The sequence below is a fragment of the Streptomyces abikoensis genome (genome assembly GCF_014648775.1).
GTDB classification, from domain to species: Bacteria; Actinomycetota; Actinomycetes; order Streptomycetales; family Streptomycetaceae; genus Streptomyces; species Streptomyces abikoensis.
In genome coordinates this window covers 1,059,058-1,074,593 of the sequence record NZ_BMRT01000001.1, presented here as the reverse complement: position 1 = coordinate 1,074,593, position 15,536 = coordinate 1,059,058, and the positions used below count along the sequence as shown (strand labels likewise).

The 15,536-nt window shown below is 74.7% G+C and carries 12 protein-coding genes; 7 read left to right on the top strand and 5 right to left on the bottom strand.

Features of this window, described 5'->3' with window-relative positions; all coding sequences use genetic code 11:
- Positions 1 to 45: 45 nt before the first annotated feature.
- The 5 genes from IE096_RS04620 to IE096_RS04600 are packed head-to-tail and all read right to left on the bottom strand — an operon-like array spanning position 46 to position 6,049.
- Positions 46 to 1,473: an MATE family efflux transporter gene (locus IE096_RS04620; protein WP_189448601.1), complete on the bottom strand. Its 1,428-nt coding sequence runs from the start codon at positions 1,471 to 1,473 to the stop codon at positions 46 to 48.
- Positions 1,473 to 2,537, bottom strand: coding sequence for a cysteine synthase family protein (locus tag IE096_RS04615; protein ID WP_189448599.1), 1,065 nt, complete (start codon positions 2,535 to 2,537; stop codon positions 1,473 to 1,475). Before IE096_RS04615 ends, IE096_RS04620 begins: the two co-directional genes overlap by 1 nt.
- A gap of 45 nt (positions 2,538 to 2,582) precedes the next feature.
- On the bottom strand, positions 2,583 to 3,950 hold the full coding sequence (locus tag IE096_RS04610) for a type III PLP-dependent enzyme domain-containing protein (protein ID WP_189449596.1): 1,368 nt from the start codon (positions 3,948 to 3,950) through the stop codon (positions 2,583 to 2,585).
- A gap of 11 nt (positions 3,951 to 3,961) precedes the next feature.
- Positions 3,962 to 4,984 carry an ornithine cyclodeaminase family protein gene (locus tag IE096_RS04605; protein ID WP_189448598.1) on the bottom strand — a complete coding sequence of 341 codons (1,023 nt, stop codon included), beginning with the start codon at positions 4,982 to 4,984 and terminating at the stop codon, positions 3,962 to 3,964.
- 33 nt (positions 4,985 to 5,017) lie between these two features.
- Positions 5,018 to 6,049: a TauD/TfdA family dioxygenase gene (locus IE096_RS04600; protein ID WP_189448596.1), complete on the bottom strand. Its 1,032-nt coding sequence runs from the start codon at positions 6,047 to 6,049 to the stop codon at positions 5,018 to 5,020.
- A 379-nt stretch (positions 6,050 to 6,428) separates the two neighbouring features.
- Here IE096_RS04600 and IE096_RS04595 point away from each other — a divergent pair, with 379 nt between their 5' ends.
- From IE096_RS04595 to IE096_RS04565, 7 genes are all read left to right on the top strand, one after another.
- On the top strand, positions 6,429 to 7,955 hold the full coding sequence (locus tag IE096_RS04595; RefSeq protein WP_189449595.1) for an ABC transporter substrate-binding protein: 1,527 nt from the start codon (positions 6,429 to 6,431) through the stop codon (positions 7,953 to 7,955).
- On the top strand, positions 7,952 to 8,893 hold the full coding sequence (locus IE096_RS04590; RefSeq protein WP_229819907.1) for an ABC transporter permease: 942 nt from the start codon (positions 7,952 to 7,954) through the stop codon (positions 8,891 to 8,893). Before IE096_RS04595 ends, IE096_RS04590 begins: the two co-directional genes overlap by 4 nt.
- Positions 8,890 to 9,690 (top strand): ABC transporter permease, encoded by an 801-nt coding sequence (locus IE096_RS04585; RefSeq protein ID WP_189448594.1) that lies wholly within the window; start codon positions 8,890 to 8,892, stop codon positions 9,688 to 9,690. The genes IE096_RS04590 and IE096_RS04585 overlap by 4 nt, the downstream gene beginning before the upstream one ends.
- On the top strand, positions 9,687 to 11,159 hold the full coding sequence (locus tag IE096_RS04580; protein WP_308430314.1) for an ABC transporter ATP-binding protein: 1,473 nt from the start codon (positions 9,687 to 9,689) through the stop codon (positions 11,157 to 11,159). Before IE096_RS04585 ends, IE096_RS04580 begins: the two co-directional genes overlap by 4 nt.
- Positions 11,160 to 11,257: 98 nt before the next feature.
- The gene (locus IE096_RS04575; protein WP_189448592.1) at positions 11,258 to 12,154 is read left to right on the top strand and encodes an SGNH/GDSL hydrolase family protein; all 897 of its coding nucleotides are present in this window, start codon (positions 11,258 to 11,260) and stop codon (positions 12,152 to 12,154) included.
- Between the two features lie 358 nt (positions 12,155 to 12,512).
- Complete coding sequence (ggt, locus tag IE096_RS04570) at positions 12,513 to 14,372, top strand: gamma-glutamyltransferase (RefSeq protein WP_189448591.1); 1,860 nt, start codon at positions 12,513 to 12,515, stop codon at positions 14,370 to 14,372.
- Between the two features lie 78 nt (positions 14,373 to 14,450).
- Positions 14,451 to 15,524, top strand: coding sequence for a ligand-gated ion channel (locus tag IE096_RS04565; protein ID WP_189448589.1), 1,074 nt, complete (start codon positions 14,451 to 14,453; stop codon positions 15,522 to 15,524).
- Positions 15,525 to 15,536 lie beyond the last annotated feature (12 nt).

Genomic DNA, 15,536 nt, shown 5'->3' with positions numbered 1-15,536 from the left:
CGGTGAGGGCGGACGCGAACCGCCCTCACCGGGACCGGCGTGGGGTCAGCCCGTGGGCACCGCCTCCGTGACCGCCCCGCTCCGGGCGCGCAGGCCCGCCGCGTAGCGGCGCAGCAGCAGCGCCGCGGTCGTGGCGAGGCCCGCCAGCAGCCCGAGCCACAGACCGAGGGCGCGCAGGTCCGCCACGTACCCGAGGAGGAGCGAGGCGGGCAGCCCCACGAGCCAGTAGCCGACGAGCGTGGCCCGGAAGCCGCCCTTGGTGTCGTCCAGGCCGCGCAGCAGGCCGACGCCGATGTTCTGCGCGCAGTCGAAGAACTGCAGGACGGCGACGACCGCGAGCAGCCCGGTCGCGATGGACAGCGCGTCGCCGTCCCCCGCCGCGCCGGAGTCGAGGAACGGCCGCAACACCGCCTCGGGGAAGGCCAGATAGCAGCCGCCGACCACCGCCATGACGGCGGCGGCGCAGGCCAGCGCGGTGGTCCGGAGGCGCCGCGCCGCGGCGACGTCCCCCAGGGCCAGCTCGCGGCTGACGTTGATCGAGGCGGCGTGGGAGAGCCCCACGGCGACCTGGAAGACGATGGAGACGAGCTGGTTGACGGCCGTGTGCGCGGCGAGCGCGGCACTGCCGAAGGAACCGGCCATCAGCGCCGTCAGCGAGAAGAACCCCGCCTCCGAGCCGTAGGTGGCCGCGATCGGCACGCCCAGCCCGATCAGCCGCCGCACGGTGGCGCGGTCCGCGCCCAGGACCCGGGCGCTCAGGCGCGGGCCGAGCACCGGGTCCCGGCGCGTCGAGGCGTACAGGGCGAGGAAGGACAGCAGGTGCACCAGCGACGTCGCCACGCCGATGCCGGTCAGCCCCAGCCGGGGCAGCCCCCAGGTGCCGTGGATCAGCACCCAGTCGAGCCCCGCGTTGACGGCCACGGACGCCAGCGTGATCCGCAGCAGCGCCTGCGGCCGCCGCATGCCGACCGTGAACTGGCGCACCGCCTGGAACCACAGGCACGGCAGCAGCCCCGGCGCGAGGGCCACCAGCAGCGCACGGGCCCGGTGGGCGACGTCCCCGTCCTGTCCCAGCAGGGACAGGCACTGGCCGATGGCGACCATCAGGACGGCCCCGGCGGCACCGGCGAGCGTCGCCACCGCCAGCCCGGCCCGGGCGACGGCGGCGACCTCGTCGTCCGGCCCCGGGGCGGCGGCCCGCCCGGGGGACGTCCCGGCGCGCGCGGCAGCCGCCGCGACGCGGTTGCCGACGGAGGTCACCAGGCCGACACCCATGGTGCGCACCTGGTTGAAGACGACGATCGCGAGGCCGCCCGCCGCCAGCTCCCCGGTGCCGAGCAGGCCCATCATCACGGTGTCGGTCGTGGTGAGCGCGACCTGCGCGAGCTGGGTGAGGACGAGCGGGACGGCGAGCACCGCCAGGGCCCGGCTGTCGCGCAGCAGCCGGGGCAGGGCGGCGGGCACCGAGGGCATCAGTGGCCGCGCAGGGTGCCGAGGAGGTCGCCGACCTCGCGTTCCACGACCGGGTCGAGGAGGTCGCGGGCGGCCATCCAGCCGTCGTCGAAGACGGTGTCCAGGTACTTCTCGCCACCGTCGTTGACCAGCGCGACCATCGTGCTGCCCGGCGGCAGCGAGGGCAGCCGGCGCAGCGCCTCGTGGACGACGCCGCCGGCGGAGCCGCCGATGAGCAGTCCGGTGCGGGCCACCGCGCGGCAGGTGGCGAACGCCTCGACGTCACCGACCTTGACGCCCTCGTCGATGAGCGAGAAGTCCACGAGCGCGCCGATCCCGGCGCCCTCGGGCGTGCCGGTGCCCGACTGGTGGTAGTCGTGGGCGGGCCCGCCGAAGGCGATGGACCCCTTGGGCTCCACCCCGACCGTCCGCACCCCGGGGACGAGTCGGCGCAGCTCACGGGCGGTGCCGCACAGGGCCCCGCCGGTGCCGACGGCGGCGACGAGCACGTCCACGCGGCCGTCGAGGGCGTCGTGGAGCTCATGGGCGACGGCCGCGTAACCGACGCCGTTGCTGGGGTTGTTGTGCTGCTCCGTGAAGACCGTGTCGTCGCGTCCACGGGCGAGGCTCTCGGCGAGCTCCTCCCGGGCGGCGGTGGCCAGTTCGTCCGTTCCGTCGTCGGTGACGTACACGAGCTCGGTGCCCAGCGCGCGCATCGCGCGGAGCTTGTCGGCGCTGGCGTGGTGGTCGACGACGGCGGTGAAGGCGTAGCCGCGCTCGGCTGCCATGACGGCCAGGCCGAGCCCGGTGTTGCCGGAGGTGGACTCGACGATCCGGCCGCCCGGGGGCAGTTCGCCCCGGGCCTCGGCGTCCAGCACCATCTGCCGGGCCATCCGGATCTTGGCGGTGCCCATGGGGTTGAACATCTCCAGTTTCAGCAGCAGCCGGCTGCCGTCCTGGGTGCGGCAGAGCTCCAGGAGCGGGGTGTGGCCGATGAGTTCGGAGACACGGGTGACCACGGCGGGCCGGGCGGGCGCGGCGGGCGGGGGGACCGGCGCGGGGCGGGCGGTGAGTGCCGCGTTCATGGGATCAGGGGCTCCTGTCGGGCTGGGGCGTGACGGGGGGCGGGGTCAGGCGTGGCGGTCGAGGCGCCAGCGGGGCCGTCCCGCCGTACGGTCGACGACGACCTTGGGGGGCAGCGGAAGGTCGTGGAAGGGCGACTCGTTGGAGTCCATCTGGTAGCCGGCCGTGTTCGGGTAGACCAGCAGATCGCCCTCCCGGGGTCGCGCGGGCAGGGGCACCTTGCGCCAGGTGACCATGTCGGACTCCAGGCACGTCGCCCCGCCCACGCACGCCGCGACGACGGCGGGGCCCCGGGCCGGGCCGGTCTCGGTGAGCAGCACGGGATCCGGCAGGTACTCGCTGTTGAACCACTGTTCCGAGAGGCTGAGGCTGCTGCCGTCCACGGTGAGGACGGCGTAGCCGTCCCGCTCCTTGACGCCCCGCACCCGGAAGACGGTCGCGCCCGCCCGGTCCAGCAGGGCGCGGCCCGGCTCCAGCATCAGGGTCACGCCCGCCTCGCGGAGCAGCCGGGCGAGGCTCGCGGAGTGCCCCTCGGGGGTGGTGGCCAGGACGGCCCGCAGGACGTCCGCCCCGGCGAGCGGGGAGTGGTACGGGTAGAAGTCGCCCGCCGTGAACGCCTTGCCCGCGTGGTAGTGCTCGGGCCGCTGCTCGGCGAGGAAGCCGTGCCAGTCGTCGGCGGCGGCGTAGTCGACGGCGAAGCCGCCGCCGACGCTGATCCGGTCGGCGCGCAGGCCCAGGGCCCGCGCCGCCCGGCACTCGTCGACGAGCCGGCCGGCCAGGTCGGCGCGGGGCCGCAGGGCGTACCCGGACAGATGGAAGCTGAAGCCCTCCATGCTCACGGCCGGGCCGGCCGCCGCGCAGCGGCGCAGGGCGGCGGCCGTCTCCTCGTCGTCGAGCCCGAACCGGCTGTGCGGCTGCTCCGGCGGCAGCCGGCGCAGCAGCACCCGGGCCGGGCGGGCCGTGCCGCCGGTCAGGGCCAGGACGCGCTCCAGCTCGCCGGGGGAGTCGACGGCGACGAGGGCGCCCTGGAGCACGGCGACGCGCAGCAACTGCTCGTGCTTGGCGGGGCCGGTGACCGTGATGTCCTCGCCGCGCACGCCGTGGGCGAGGGCCTCGCGCAGCTCCCCGGCGGAGGCGACGTCCACGCCCGCGCCCGTCGCCGCGCAGCGTTCGACCCACACGGCCGCCTTGTTGGCCTTCTTCGCGTAGTACACCCGGCCCGCCACGCCGGCCTCGGCGAGAGCGGCGCGGAAGGCGGCGAGGTTGGTGTCGAAGCGGTCCGGGAGGAGGAAGTGGAACGGCCCGTCGAAGGCGTAGGAGAGCTCCTGGAGCAGCCCGCTCGCGAGGACCGCCGACGCCTGGGGGTCCGGGTGGGCGGGCAGCGGCGGGGCGGCCGCCGCCCGGCTCGTCGTCACTGCGGTGGTTGTCACTGCCACAGCGGCACCCGCGTTCCCAGGCCCTGGGTGAGGGCGAGTTGGGCGAACCGGTGGCCGAGCGCGATGTCGGTGACGACGAGGCCGCTGTTGTAGGCGAAGATCCGCTGGTCGGGCGCGGTGCGCCCGGGGACGTCCCCGGCGAGGACGGCCGGGAACTCGGCGTCGACGGCCGGGAGTTCGCCGTCGGCGTCGCCCATGTCGGTGCCGGTGACGCGCATCTGGGCCTCGCTGGTGGCCACCACGCGGTCGGCCTCGTGGAGGGTGGAGGGGGCCAGGCCGTGGCCGACGAGGACGGTCAGGGCGCCGGGCCGCAGCCAGGACGCCTCCACGGCGGCGGGGGTGTGGGGGCCCGCGGTGGCGACGACGACGTCGGCGGCCCCGGCGGCCTCCCGCAGGTCGGTGACGATCTCCACGTCCCGGCCGGGGAAGTACGCGCGCAACTGGCGGCGCACGGCGGTGATGCCGTCGGGGTGGGTGCCGTGGAGCATCAGCCGCTCCAGGCCCGGCAGTGCCGTCAGCAGGAACGGCAGGGCCAGCCGGCCCTGGGTGCCGGTGCCGATCACCAGCGCGGTACGCGCCCCGGGCGGCGCGCACTCGCGGGCCAGCAGCGCGGAGACGGCGGGGGTGCGCAGGGCGCCGACGCGGCCGCAGTCCATCATCGCCAGGGGCAGCCCGGTGACGTCGTCGTAGAGGGTGAGGGCGGTGTAGTAGTGCTGCGCGTCGCGGGGGCCGTGGAGGCCGTGCTTGTAGGAGGTCTTGACGGCGACGACGTCGCGGGAGCCGTCGCGGCCGAGCATCGCGTAGGCGACGGCGTGGCCGTCGCCGGGCTTGACGGTGAGCTTGCGCGGGTTGTCGGAGCGGCCGGCGGCGAGGGTGCGGTAGGCGTTCTCCACGGTGGCGAGGACGTCGGCGGGGGTGATGTCGATGCCCGACACGTCGCTGGTGGACAGGACGGTCAGGGTCCTGTCGTCGCGTATTCGGGCGGAGTCGTGGGCCGGGGCGGGGTCCGTCATGGGCGGTTCCTTTCGGTTCCGGGTGGGGCCTGGTCAGGCGGCGGGGGTCTCGGCGGCGTGCGCTTCGATCGCGGCCTGTCCGTAGCCGTGCTCGTCGGCCTCGGCGGCCGGGCGGGTGCGGCGGCCGGGAACGCGGACCGAGGCGCGCTTGAGCCAGCGGTCGGTCCCGTCGTAGCGGGCGGTGAAGGGCACCCGGCCGTGGACGACGAGGTCGTTGTCGACGACGAGCACATCGCCGGGGGAGAGGCTCACGGCCACGGAGACGCGGGCGAGTTCGTCCTCCAGCCGCCGGTAGGCGGCCCGGTACTCGGGGGTGGCCTCGGCCAGCGGGGTGTAGGCCGGGTCGAAGCGCAGGGTGAGGCCGTCCGGGGCGCGCCACAGGGCGGGGACGCGCGGTGGCTCCCCGGCGAAGCCCTGGGCCTCGGCGTAGGCGTCGTCGGGCAGGATCGGCAGCACCGGCCGGGTGAGCTCCTCGACGGTGGCGTCGTCCAGGCGCGTCCGGCGGACGCTGGCCGCGGTGGTGGCGATGGCGTCGTGGTTGCGCATGCAGGTGAGCATCAGCAGATGCGCCCGGCCGGGGTGGAAGGCGTCCTCGGTGTGCGGGCTGAGGAGCACGCTGCTGCTGGCCCCGGTCTGCTCCCGCTCGTGCCCGGGGGCCGGGACGATGTTGTGGACGAAGCGGCCCTCCTGCTGGCCCTCCCAGGCGATGGGGTCGCCCATGACGGTGGCCAGCAGGAGCAGGGCGATGTCGTGGTGGGCGCCGGCGTCGCCGGCGGTGCGCCAGCTCTCCGGCGTGTCACCGATCCGGGCGTCGTCCACGCGCAGGCCGCGCAGGACGAACAAGCCGGCGTCGGTGTCCACGGGCCGGCACTGGTGCCGGATCGCGGGGCCGAGGGCGGCGGCGGACTCCCGGACGCGCCGCAGGAGGGCGGGGGAGGTGGCGGAGGTGCCGAAGGCGGTGAGGATCTCGTCGGCGGCGCGGTGCAGTTCGTCGGCCGAGGCGTCGTCGAGCAGACGGACGGGGGCGGGGGCAGGGCCGGGTGCGGGTGCGGTTCCCGTGCTCATGGCGCGATCTTCCGTTCCGTAGCGGGGTGTGTGAGTCCGAAGGGGCGACGCGGGCCTGGTGGGCATGGCGCGGCGGAGCGCTGCGGGCAGGGGAGGGGAGCGGCGGAGGGTGGGGGCCGCCGGCCCGTGGCGTCGGGGACTGGCCAGAACGTACCGTTAGAAGTTAGGTAAGGCAAACCTAACTCGCAGGTTATCCGTTTGGTCCGCCTTCCGGGTGATGGGCCCTGGAATCAAGGGGGTTGGCGCCCTGGCCGAAATCCATGCATCGACCAGCCGGGTTTGCGGTGGCAGGTTTGGTTAGGGTAGGCAAACCTAAGTAGCTCGGAACTGACCCCCCATCTGCCGGATCGAGGACGACGTGGACTTCACCAGGCGCCAGATGCTGCTGGCCGGAGCGGCCCTGGGCTCGGCCGCACTGCTCACCGCCTGCCAGGACGGCGGCGGTACGGCCTCCACCGGCGCCGGAAACCAGCCGCGCCCCGGCGGCACCCTGCGCGTCGGCGCGCTGGGCCGGGCGTCCGCCATCACCCGCGACCCGCACGGAAATCAGGGCAACGAGAGCGACTATCTCGTCATCGCCCTCGTGTACGACACGCTCACCGCCCCCGGCGCGAAGAGCAACACGGTCGGCCGCCTCGCCGCCTCCTGGACCCCGTCCGACGATCTGCGGACATGGCGCTTCACCCTCGCCAAGGGCGCCGCCTTCCACGACGGCACCCCCGTCACCGCCGACGACGTCGTCTGGTCCCTGCGCAGACTGCGGGGCACCCCCGCCGGCGCCGCCCGGCTGCCCGGCATCCAGGCGGGGAACATCACGGCCGACGGCAAGGACACCGTCGTCCTCGTCTCCGACTACGCCAACGCCGAACTCCCCCTGCTCACCCGGCTCTCCACCTTCGTCCTGAAGAAGGACACCGCCGGCAAAGACCTGGCCAAGGCGCCCGGCACCGGCCCGTTCGTCCTCGACTGGTACCGCAACGGCAACGCCCGCCTCGTGCGCAACGAGCACTGGCACGGCGGCACGGTCCTCCTCGACGCCATCGAAGTGACCATGTTCGAGAGCCCCCAGGCCATGGCCAACGCCGTGCTGGCGGGCCAGATCGACCTCGCCTCCAACGCCGGAGCCGTCGCCGGCCGCACGGCCGCCGCCCGCAAGGACATCCAGGTCGTCCGACGCCCCGACGACATGGCCCTGCCCCTCGTCATGCGCACCTCCGAGGGCAGCCCCTTCGCCGACCCCCGGGTCCGCGAGGCGTTCAAGCTCGTCGTGGACCGCCCGGCCATGGTCGAACAGACGCTCTCCGGCTACGGCACCGTCGCCAACGACGTCCTCGGCACCGCCGACCCCGCCTACGCCAAGGACCTCCCCCAGCGTGCCCGCGACCTGGACAAGGCGAAACGGCTGCTGAAGGAGGCGGACTTCGACCTCGGCAGGACCTACGAGCTCGTCACCACCGAGGACGTCGCCGGCCTCGCCGAGTCCGCCACCCTCTTCGCCGCCCAGGCCCGCGAGGCCGGGATCAGGGTCGAGGTCGTCAAGCAGGAGTCCGGCACCTTCTACGACCGGACCTGGCTCAAGGGCGACTTCTACACCAACTACTGGGGCACCAACGACTCCGTCGTCTTCTTCGCCTCCAAGACCCTCGTCACCGGCGCCGGACAGAACGAGGCGAACTTCTCCGACAAGGACTTCGACGCCGCCTACCGCGAGGTCCTCGCCACCAAGGACGCGGCCGAGCGCGGGCGGAAGCTGCGCGAGCTCCAGCGGATCGAGCACGACCGCTCCGGCTACCTGCTGTGGGGCATGGCCGACGGCATCGACCTGGCCGCCGCGAAGGTACGCGGCCTGCCCACGCTTCCGGGCTACGGGCGCGTCCAGCTCGAGAACGCCTGGCTCGCCCGGTGACCTCCGGCATACCCCGGGTGGCGGTCCTTCTGGGCCGTCGGCTCCTCCTGCTCGTCGCCCTCCTCGCCGCCGTCTTCGCCGCGACCGAACTGCTGCCGGGCGACGCCGCCTCGGCCACCTCCGACCGCGGCGAGACCGCCGCCGGGCTCGCCGCACGACGGCACCTGCTCGGCCTGGACCGGCCCCTCCCCGAACGCTTCCGGGACTGGATCACCGCCCTGCCCACCGGCGACCTCGGCACCTCCGCGCGCGGACAGCACGTCACCGACCTGCTGTCCGCGCCCTTCCCCAACACCCTCCTGCTGGGCGGCACCGCGCTCGTCCTCACGGTCCTGCTGTCGCTGACCCTCGGCTGCCTGGCCGCCGCCCGGCCCGGCGGCCCCGTCGACCGGATCGTCGACGTCACCGCCACCGTCGCCTTCGCCCTCCCCGAATTCGTCGTCTCCGTCGGCCTGCTGCTCGTGTTCTCGCTGTGGACGGGCTGGCTCCCCGCCGCCACCCTCACCGGCGCGGACGGCGGACCCGCCGACTGGACGATGCTCGTCATGCCCGTCCTCGCCCTCACCCTGCCCCAGACCGGCTGGAACACCCGCGTCGTCCGCGCGGCCCTCGCCGACCAGGCCGCCACCCCCCACGTCGAGGCCGCCGTCCTCGACGGGCTGCCCGCTCACCGGGTGCTGCTGCGCCACGCGCTGCCCGGCGCCCTGCCCGCCGTCGCCACCGGCTTCGCCACGTCCACCGGCATGCTGCTCGGCGGGGCCGTCGTCGTCGAGACCCTCTTCAACTACCCGGGCATCGGCACCGTCCTGGCCGGAGCCGTCGCCGACCGCGACACGCCCGTCATCGCCGGGGTCGTCGCCTGCGCCGCCGCCGTCATCACCGGCGTGCTCCTCCTCGCCGACCTCGTCCGCGCCCGCACCGTAGGAGCCCGCCCATGAGCGCCCCCGGACTCCGCGCCCTGCCCGCCGCCGCCCTGGCCCTCCTGGCCCTGAGCGGCCCACTCCTGGCCCCGCACCCCCTGGACACCCCCGTCACCGCCCCCTACGCCCGGCCCGGCGACGGCGCGGCCCTCGGCGGCGACCAACTGGGCCGGGACGTCCTGAGCCGGCTCCTCCACGGCGGCGACGCCCTCATCGCCGGCGCGCTGGCCGTGGCCGTGACCGTCACCCTCCTCGCCGCCGTGCTGGGCTGCCTCGCGGTGCTCGGCCCCCGCCTGGGCGCGGTCGTCGAACGCGCCGCCGACCTGGTCATCCTCGTGCCCCCGGTCCTCGGCCTCATGCTCCTCGCCCTCGCCTGGCCCGGCGGCCGGCGCCTGGCCGTCACGACCGCCGCCGTCGTACTGGGCACTCCCTACGCCGTGCGGGTCGTCGCCGCGGCGGCCGCGCCGCTGGCCGGCGCGGGATTCGTCGAGGCGTCCGTCGCGAGCGGCGAACGCCTGTGGCGCGTCGCGCTCCACGAGATCCTGCCCAACCTGCGGGCCACGATCCTGGCCCTGTTCGGCCTGCGCTTCGTCGAAGCGGTCTACGTCATCTCCATGGCCGGCTTCCTCCAGCTCGGCCCACAACCACCGGAGGCCGACTGGGCCCTGATGATCCGCGAGAACGCGCCGGGGATCCTCCTCAACCCGTGGGCCACGCTCGCCCCGGCGATCGCGATCGCGGCGGTGGCGACGGCCACGAGCCTCGCCACGGAGGCCCTTGCCCCGCGACGCGGCGGGAAGGTGGCGGCGCGATGACGATGCACTCACAGGGGCCGGATCCCGGCGGGCCGGGTACGGACGGCGGCGAAGCCCCGCTCGTCACCGTCACCGGGCTCGAAGTCGGCGTTCCCGGCGGCCCCTTGTTGCTGGCTTCCGCCGGGCTCACCTTGCGCCGGGGGCGGATCACCGTGCTGACCGGGCCTTCCGGGTCCGGTAAGACGACCCTGCTCCGGGCCGTCCTCGGCGACCTGCCGCCGGGGGCGCGCGTGGCGCGCGGGGACGTGCGCGTCCTCGGGGAGGACGTGTTCGCCCTGCCGCCCGCACGGCTGCGCGAACTGCGGCGCCATCGCCTCGCGTTCGTCGGTCAGGACCCCGGCTCCGGGCTCAACCCCCGGATGCGGGTTCGCGACCTCGTCGCCGAGCTCGCCACCGGCGCGCGCCCCGCCGACGTGAGGGGACTGCTGGCGGAATGCCGGCTGCCCCTCGACGACGGGCTGCCCGACCGCCGTCCCACCGCCCTCTCCGGCGGCCAGCAGCGCCGCGTCGCCCTCGCCCGTGCCCTCGCCCGCACCCCCGACGTCCTGCTCCTGGACGAACCCACCGCCGGGCTCGACCCCGCGCTCCGCGACGAGATCGCCGACCTCCTGCGGCACGTCGCCACCCACCGCCGCATCGCCGTCGCCCTCGCCTGCCACGACCCCGAACTCGTCGCGCGCTGCGCCGACGACGTCGTCGACCTCGGCACGGACACCCTCACCGCCCCGCCCGCGCCCGCGCATACGCCTGCGCATGCGCCCCCATCGGCGCCCGGGCGCGGGCTCGCGGCTCGGGGCATCCGGGTGACCTTCGCCGCGCGCGACAGCGCAACCCCGCACCGACACGCCCTCGACAGCGTGGATTTCGCTGTCGCACCCGGCACCGCCGCCGCCATCGTCGGCCCCTCCGGATCCGGCAAGACCACCCTGCTGCGCGTCCTCGCGGGCCTGCGGCCCGCCGACGCCGGGGAGCTCACCCTCGACGGCGCGCCCCTGCCCACCGGCGTCCGCGCGCGGGGGCGCGACCAGCGCCGCCGGATCCAGCTCGTGCCGCAGAACCCGCTCGGCGCCCTCAACCCCGCCCGGACCATCGGCGCGTCGCTCGCCCGCCCGCTGCGGCTGCACCGGATCGTCCCCCGGAAGGACACCGCCGAGCGCGTGGCCGAGCTCCTGCGGGACGTCGGCCTGCCGCCCGAGTTCGCGCGGCGCCACCCCCACGAGCTCTCCGGCGGGCAGCGCCAGCGCGCGTCCATCGCGCGCGCCCTGGCCGCGCGCCCCGACGTGCTCCTCTGCGACGAGGTCACCTCCGCCCTGGACCCCGCCACGGCCGTCGCGGTCATGGATCTGCTCGCCCGGCTCAGGGCCGAGCGCGGGCTGGCCCTCGCCCTGGTCAGCCACGAACCGCACGTCGTCGCCGCGTACGCCGACACCGTCCACTTCCTGGAGGACGGACGCGTCTCGTCGGATTGACAGACGGTAACCGGATCGGGAATCTTGCTCGCACTGATCAGTTACTGACTGGTTGGTCAGTAGGAAATCGGCCCCTTCACACCCTTTTTGGAGTACTCGTGGCACAGGTGCGAGAACGAGGCGCGCGGTACGGAAAGGCGCTCGCGGCGCTCGGCGCGGCCTCGGTCCTGACGGCCGGGGCGGCCGGCCCCGCGGCGGCGGCCACCACGGCCGCCCAGGCCGGCGGCGCGCGCTACGTCGCGCTCGGTGACTCGTACACCTCGGGCCCCGGCATCCCCGAGCAGACCGGCGGGGACTGCGCGCGCTCCAGCGTCAACTACCCCGCGCTGACCGCCGCCAAGCTGGGCCAGACGTCCTTCCGGGACGTCAGCTGCAGCGGTGCGACGACCGACGACATGTGGAACACCCAGGCGGGGGCGGCCGGGCCCCAGCTGGACGCCCTCGGCAAGCAGACCCGCCTCGTGACGGTCGGCATCGGCGGCAACGACATCGGCTTCGGCACCATCATCGGCAGCTGCGCCGCCCTGTCCCCGACCGACCCCGCCGGCGCCCCCTGCAAGAAGCAGTACACCGCCGCCGACGGCTCCGACCTGCTCGCCCAGCGGATCAACGACGCCGCGCCGAAGATCGCCAAGGTGCTGAAGGCCGTTCACGAGCGCGCCCCCTACGCCAAGGTCGCCCTCGTCGGCTACCCGTCGATCATGCCGGACAACGGCACGAGCTGCTTCCCGTCCGTGCCGATCGCCGCCGGTGACGCGCCCTATCTGCGGGACACCGAGAAGCGCCTGAACACGATGCTCCAGCAGCAGGCGCGCGCGGCGCACGTCCGCTACGTCGACACCTACGGCCCGACCGTCGGCCACGACGTGTGCGTCCCGGCGGCGGACCGCTGGATCGAGGGCGCCACCCCCGAGAGCCCGGCCGCGCCCTTCCACCCCAACGCCAAGGGCGAGGCGGCCATGGCGGATGCCGTCTACGGGGCCGTACGCGGCTAGCGCCTTTGCGGCCGGCGGATCATGCGGCGCCCCGTAAGGGGCGCGGGGAACTGCGCGATCGGCCACCGGCGGCCCGCAGTCGACGCACGGCACTCCATCCGCGGGCGCGTCGTGGCTTGTCGCGCAGTTCCCCGCGCCCCTTACGGGGCACCGTGGTGCCGCCTGACGAAGATCCGCCGGACAGGCCCTGGTCCGGGCCGTGTCCGCCTGCCCGGGCCGCGCCCGCTCCGGGCGGGAGCCAGCCCCGCTCCGGGGCGGCTCCCGCTCCGGTCAGCGGTGCTGACAGGCCAAGTGCCCTGTCGGCGGCCGCGCTCCGCGAGTAGGCTCCGGGGCCCGTTCGTCCGTCACGGAGGCACATATGGCCCTCGCCAGACCGAACCCCCGCCGGAGCCTGACCGTCCTGCCCGTTCTGGTCGCCACCGCCGCGCTCGTCGCCGGGGCCCTGGCGGCACCCACCGCGTCCGCCGCATCCCCGGCCCCCGCCGGCGAGGCATCCCGCACACCCGCCAAGACCCCCGTCGCCGTCGGCTACGGCGGCGCCGTGGCCAGCGTCGACGCCGACGCCTCCGCCGCCGGCGTCGAGGTGCTGCGCAAGGGCGGCAACGCCGTCGACGCGGCGGTGGCCACGGCCGCCGCCCTCGGCGTCACCGAGCCCTACTCCGCCGGCATCGGCGGAGGTGGCTACTTCGTCTACTACGACGCCAAGTCCCGCCAGGTCCGCACCATCGACGGCCGCGAGCGCGCCCCGCTCAGCGCGACCAAGGACCTGTTCCTGGAGAAGGGCCACCCGCTGCCCTTCGCCGACGCCGTCACCAGTGGCCTGAGCGTCGGCACCCCCGGCACCCCCGCCACCTGGGACACGGCCCTGCGCTCCTGGGGCAGCCGGAGCCTCGGGCAGGTCCTCGACCCCGCCCGGCGGCTGGCCCGGGACGGTTTCACCGTCGACGAGACGTTCCGCAAGCAGACCGCCGACAACTACGACCGCTTCAAGGACTTCCCCGCCACCGCCAAGATCTTCCTGCCCGGCGGCAAGCCCCCGGCCGTCGGCTCGACGCTGCGCAACCCCGACCTCGCCCGCACCTACGGCCTGCTGGCCGATCAGGGCGTGGCCGCCCTCTACCGGGGCGCGCTGGGGCGCGACCTGGTGCGGACCGTGCGCAAGCCGCCCGTCGACCCGGCCTCCGGACGCGTCGCGCGGCCCGGCGACCTGACGGAGCGGGACCTCCGCGCGTACGGCGCGCGCAAGCAGGAGCCCACCCGCGTCTCCTACCGGGGCCTGGACGTCTACAGCATCGCCCCCTCCTCCTCCGGCGGGACGACGGTCGGCGAGGCCCTCAACATCCTGGAGAACTCCGAGCTGAAGCGGCTCGACCAGCAGACGTACCTCCACCGCTACATCGAGGCGAGCCGGATCGCCTTCGCCGACCGCAACCGCTGGGTCGGCGACCCCGCCTTCGAGTCGGTGCCCGTCCAGGGCCTGCTCTCCCAGCGCTTCGCCGACTCGCGCGCCTGCCTGATCAAGGACGGCGCCGTGCTGACCAGCCCCCTGGCGCCCGGCGACCCGCGCCGCCCGGGCCGGGCCTGCGCGACGGGCGGCCGGGCCGCCCCCACACCGTACGAGGGGGAGAACACCTCCCATCTGACGGTCGCCGACAAGTGGGGCAACGTCGTCGCCTACACCCTGACGCTGGAGCAGACGGGCGGCAGCGGCATCACCGTGCCGGGACGCGGCTTCCTGCTGAACAACGAGCTGACCGACTTCTCCTTCGTCCCCGTCAGCCCCGGCGTCCACGACCCCAACCTGCCCGGTCCGGGCAAGCGCCCGCGCTCGTCCCTGTCGCCCACGATCGTCCTGGAGCACGGCAGGCCCGCCTTCGCCCTCGGTTCGCCCGGCGGCGCCACCATCATCACGACCGTGCTCCAGACGCTCCTCAACCACGTGGACCGCGGCATGCCGCTCGGTGACGCCATCGCCGCACCCCGCGCCAGCCAGCGCAACGCGGCGGCGACCGAGCTGGAGCCGGGGCTGTGGGACAGCCCGCTGCGGGGCCGGCTGGAGGCCAAGGGCCATGTGTTCAAGCTCAATCCGGAGATCGGCGCCGCCACCGGCGTCCAGCGGCTGCCCGACGGGCGCTGGCTGGCCGCGGCCGAGAAGACCCGGCGCGGGGGCGGCTCGGCGCTGGTGGTGAGGCCCGAGGGGAAGCCGCCGGTGCGCTGACGACCCCTCCGCGCGCGGGGGCCGTGCCTTCCCGCGCTGGATTGGGGCGGCCGCCGCCGGGCCACGATCACTGATGTCATGAGTGGACGACGGCGGTTGACACGGGTCCTGGCGGTACTGATCGGCGCGTTCGCGGTGTGGCTGTCGGCAGCCGGCACCGCGGACGCGGCCCCGGAGAGCACGACTTGGGCGAAAGCGGCCACAGCGAAAGCGACTTCGGCGGAGGCGGCCCCGACCTGCCGGGTCGGCGCCTATCTCAGCGATCTCTACGATCTCGATCCCTCCAAGAACGCCTTCTCGGCGCGGCTGACGGTGTGGAGCGTCTGTCCCAAGCGCGAGCTGGACCCGCTGCCCGATGTGGCGTTCACCAACTCCACCAACGCCGAGAAGAGCGATCCCGCGGTGACGGAGGAGGGCGGCATGTTCCGGGACCTGGTGCGGATCCAGGGCGTCTTCCGGCAGGACTGGGACCTGCGCGCCTTCCCCTTCGACCGGCACCGGATCACGATCAACATCACGTCCCGCAAGACGATCGACAAGTTCCGTTTCACCCCCGACAACGCGGACTCGGGCGCGAACGAGGGGATCGCCCCCGACGGATGGAAGCTCACCGGCCTCCATCTGACCTCCGTGGAGCAGCACTTCCCCACGAACTTCGGGGACGCCACGCTTCCCCGGGGCCAGGGCAGCACCCGCAGCAGGCTGGTCGTCGAGATGGATCTGCTGCGCGACGACCCCACGGCCTTCTGGCGGCTGACCGGGCCGCTCTACCTCATGGTGCTGCTCGCGACCGCCGCGTTCCTGCTGCCCACGCACGGCAAGGAGCTGGGCATGGCCGAGCGGCTGGATTCGATGCAGAGCAGGCTGGCGCTGCTGGGCGGCGGTCTCTTCGTGGTGATGCTGAATCTCCAGCAGGTCAGTCAGGTCGTCACGAGCACGGTCGGGCTGACGCTCATCGACGCGCTGCACCTGCTGACGCTCGTCTACGTCCTGCTGGCGGTGGTGGCCACCGTGCTGTCCTGGCGCTGGACGGTCCGGGGCGGCGATCCGGTGCGGGCCGAGCGGATCCACCACCGCGGTGCCTGGATCGGTCTGGCGGGGTACGCCCTCATCGCCGCCGCGCTGGTGCTGTACGCCGCGCACGTGGGGTGACGCGCTGGCGGC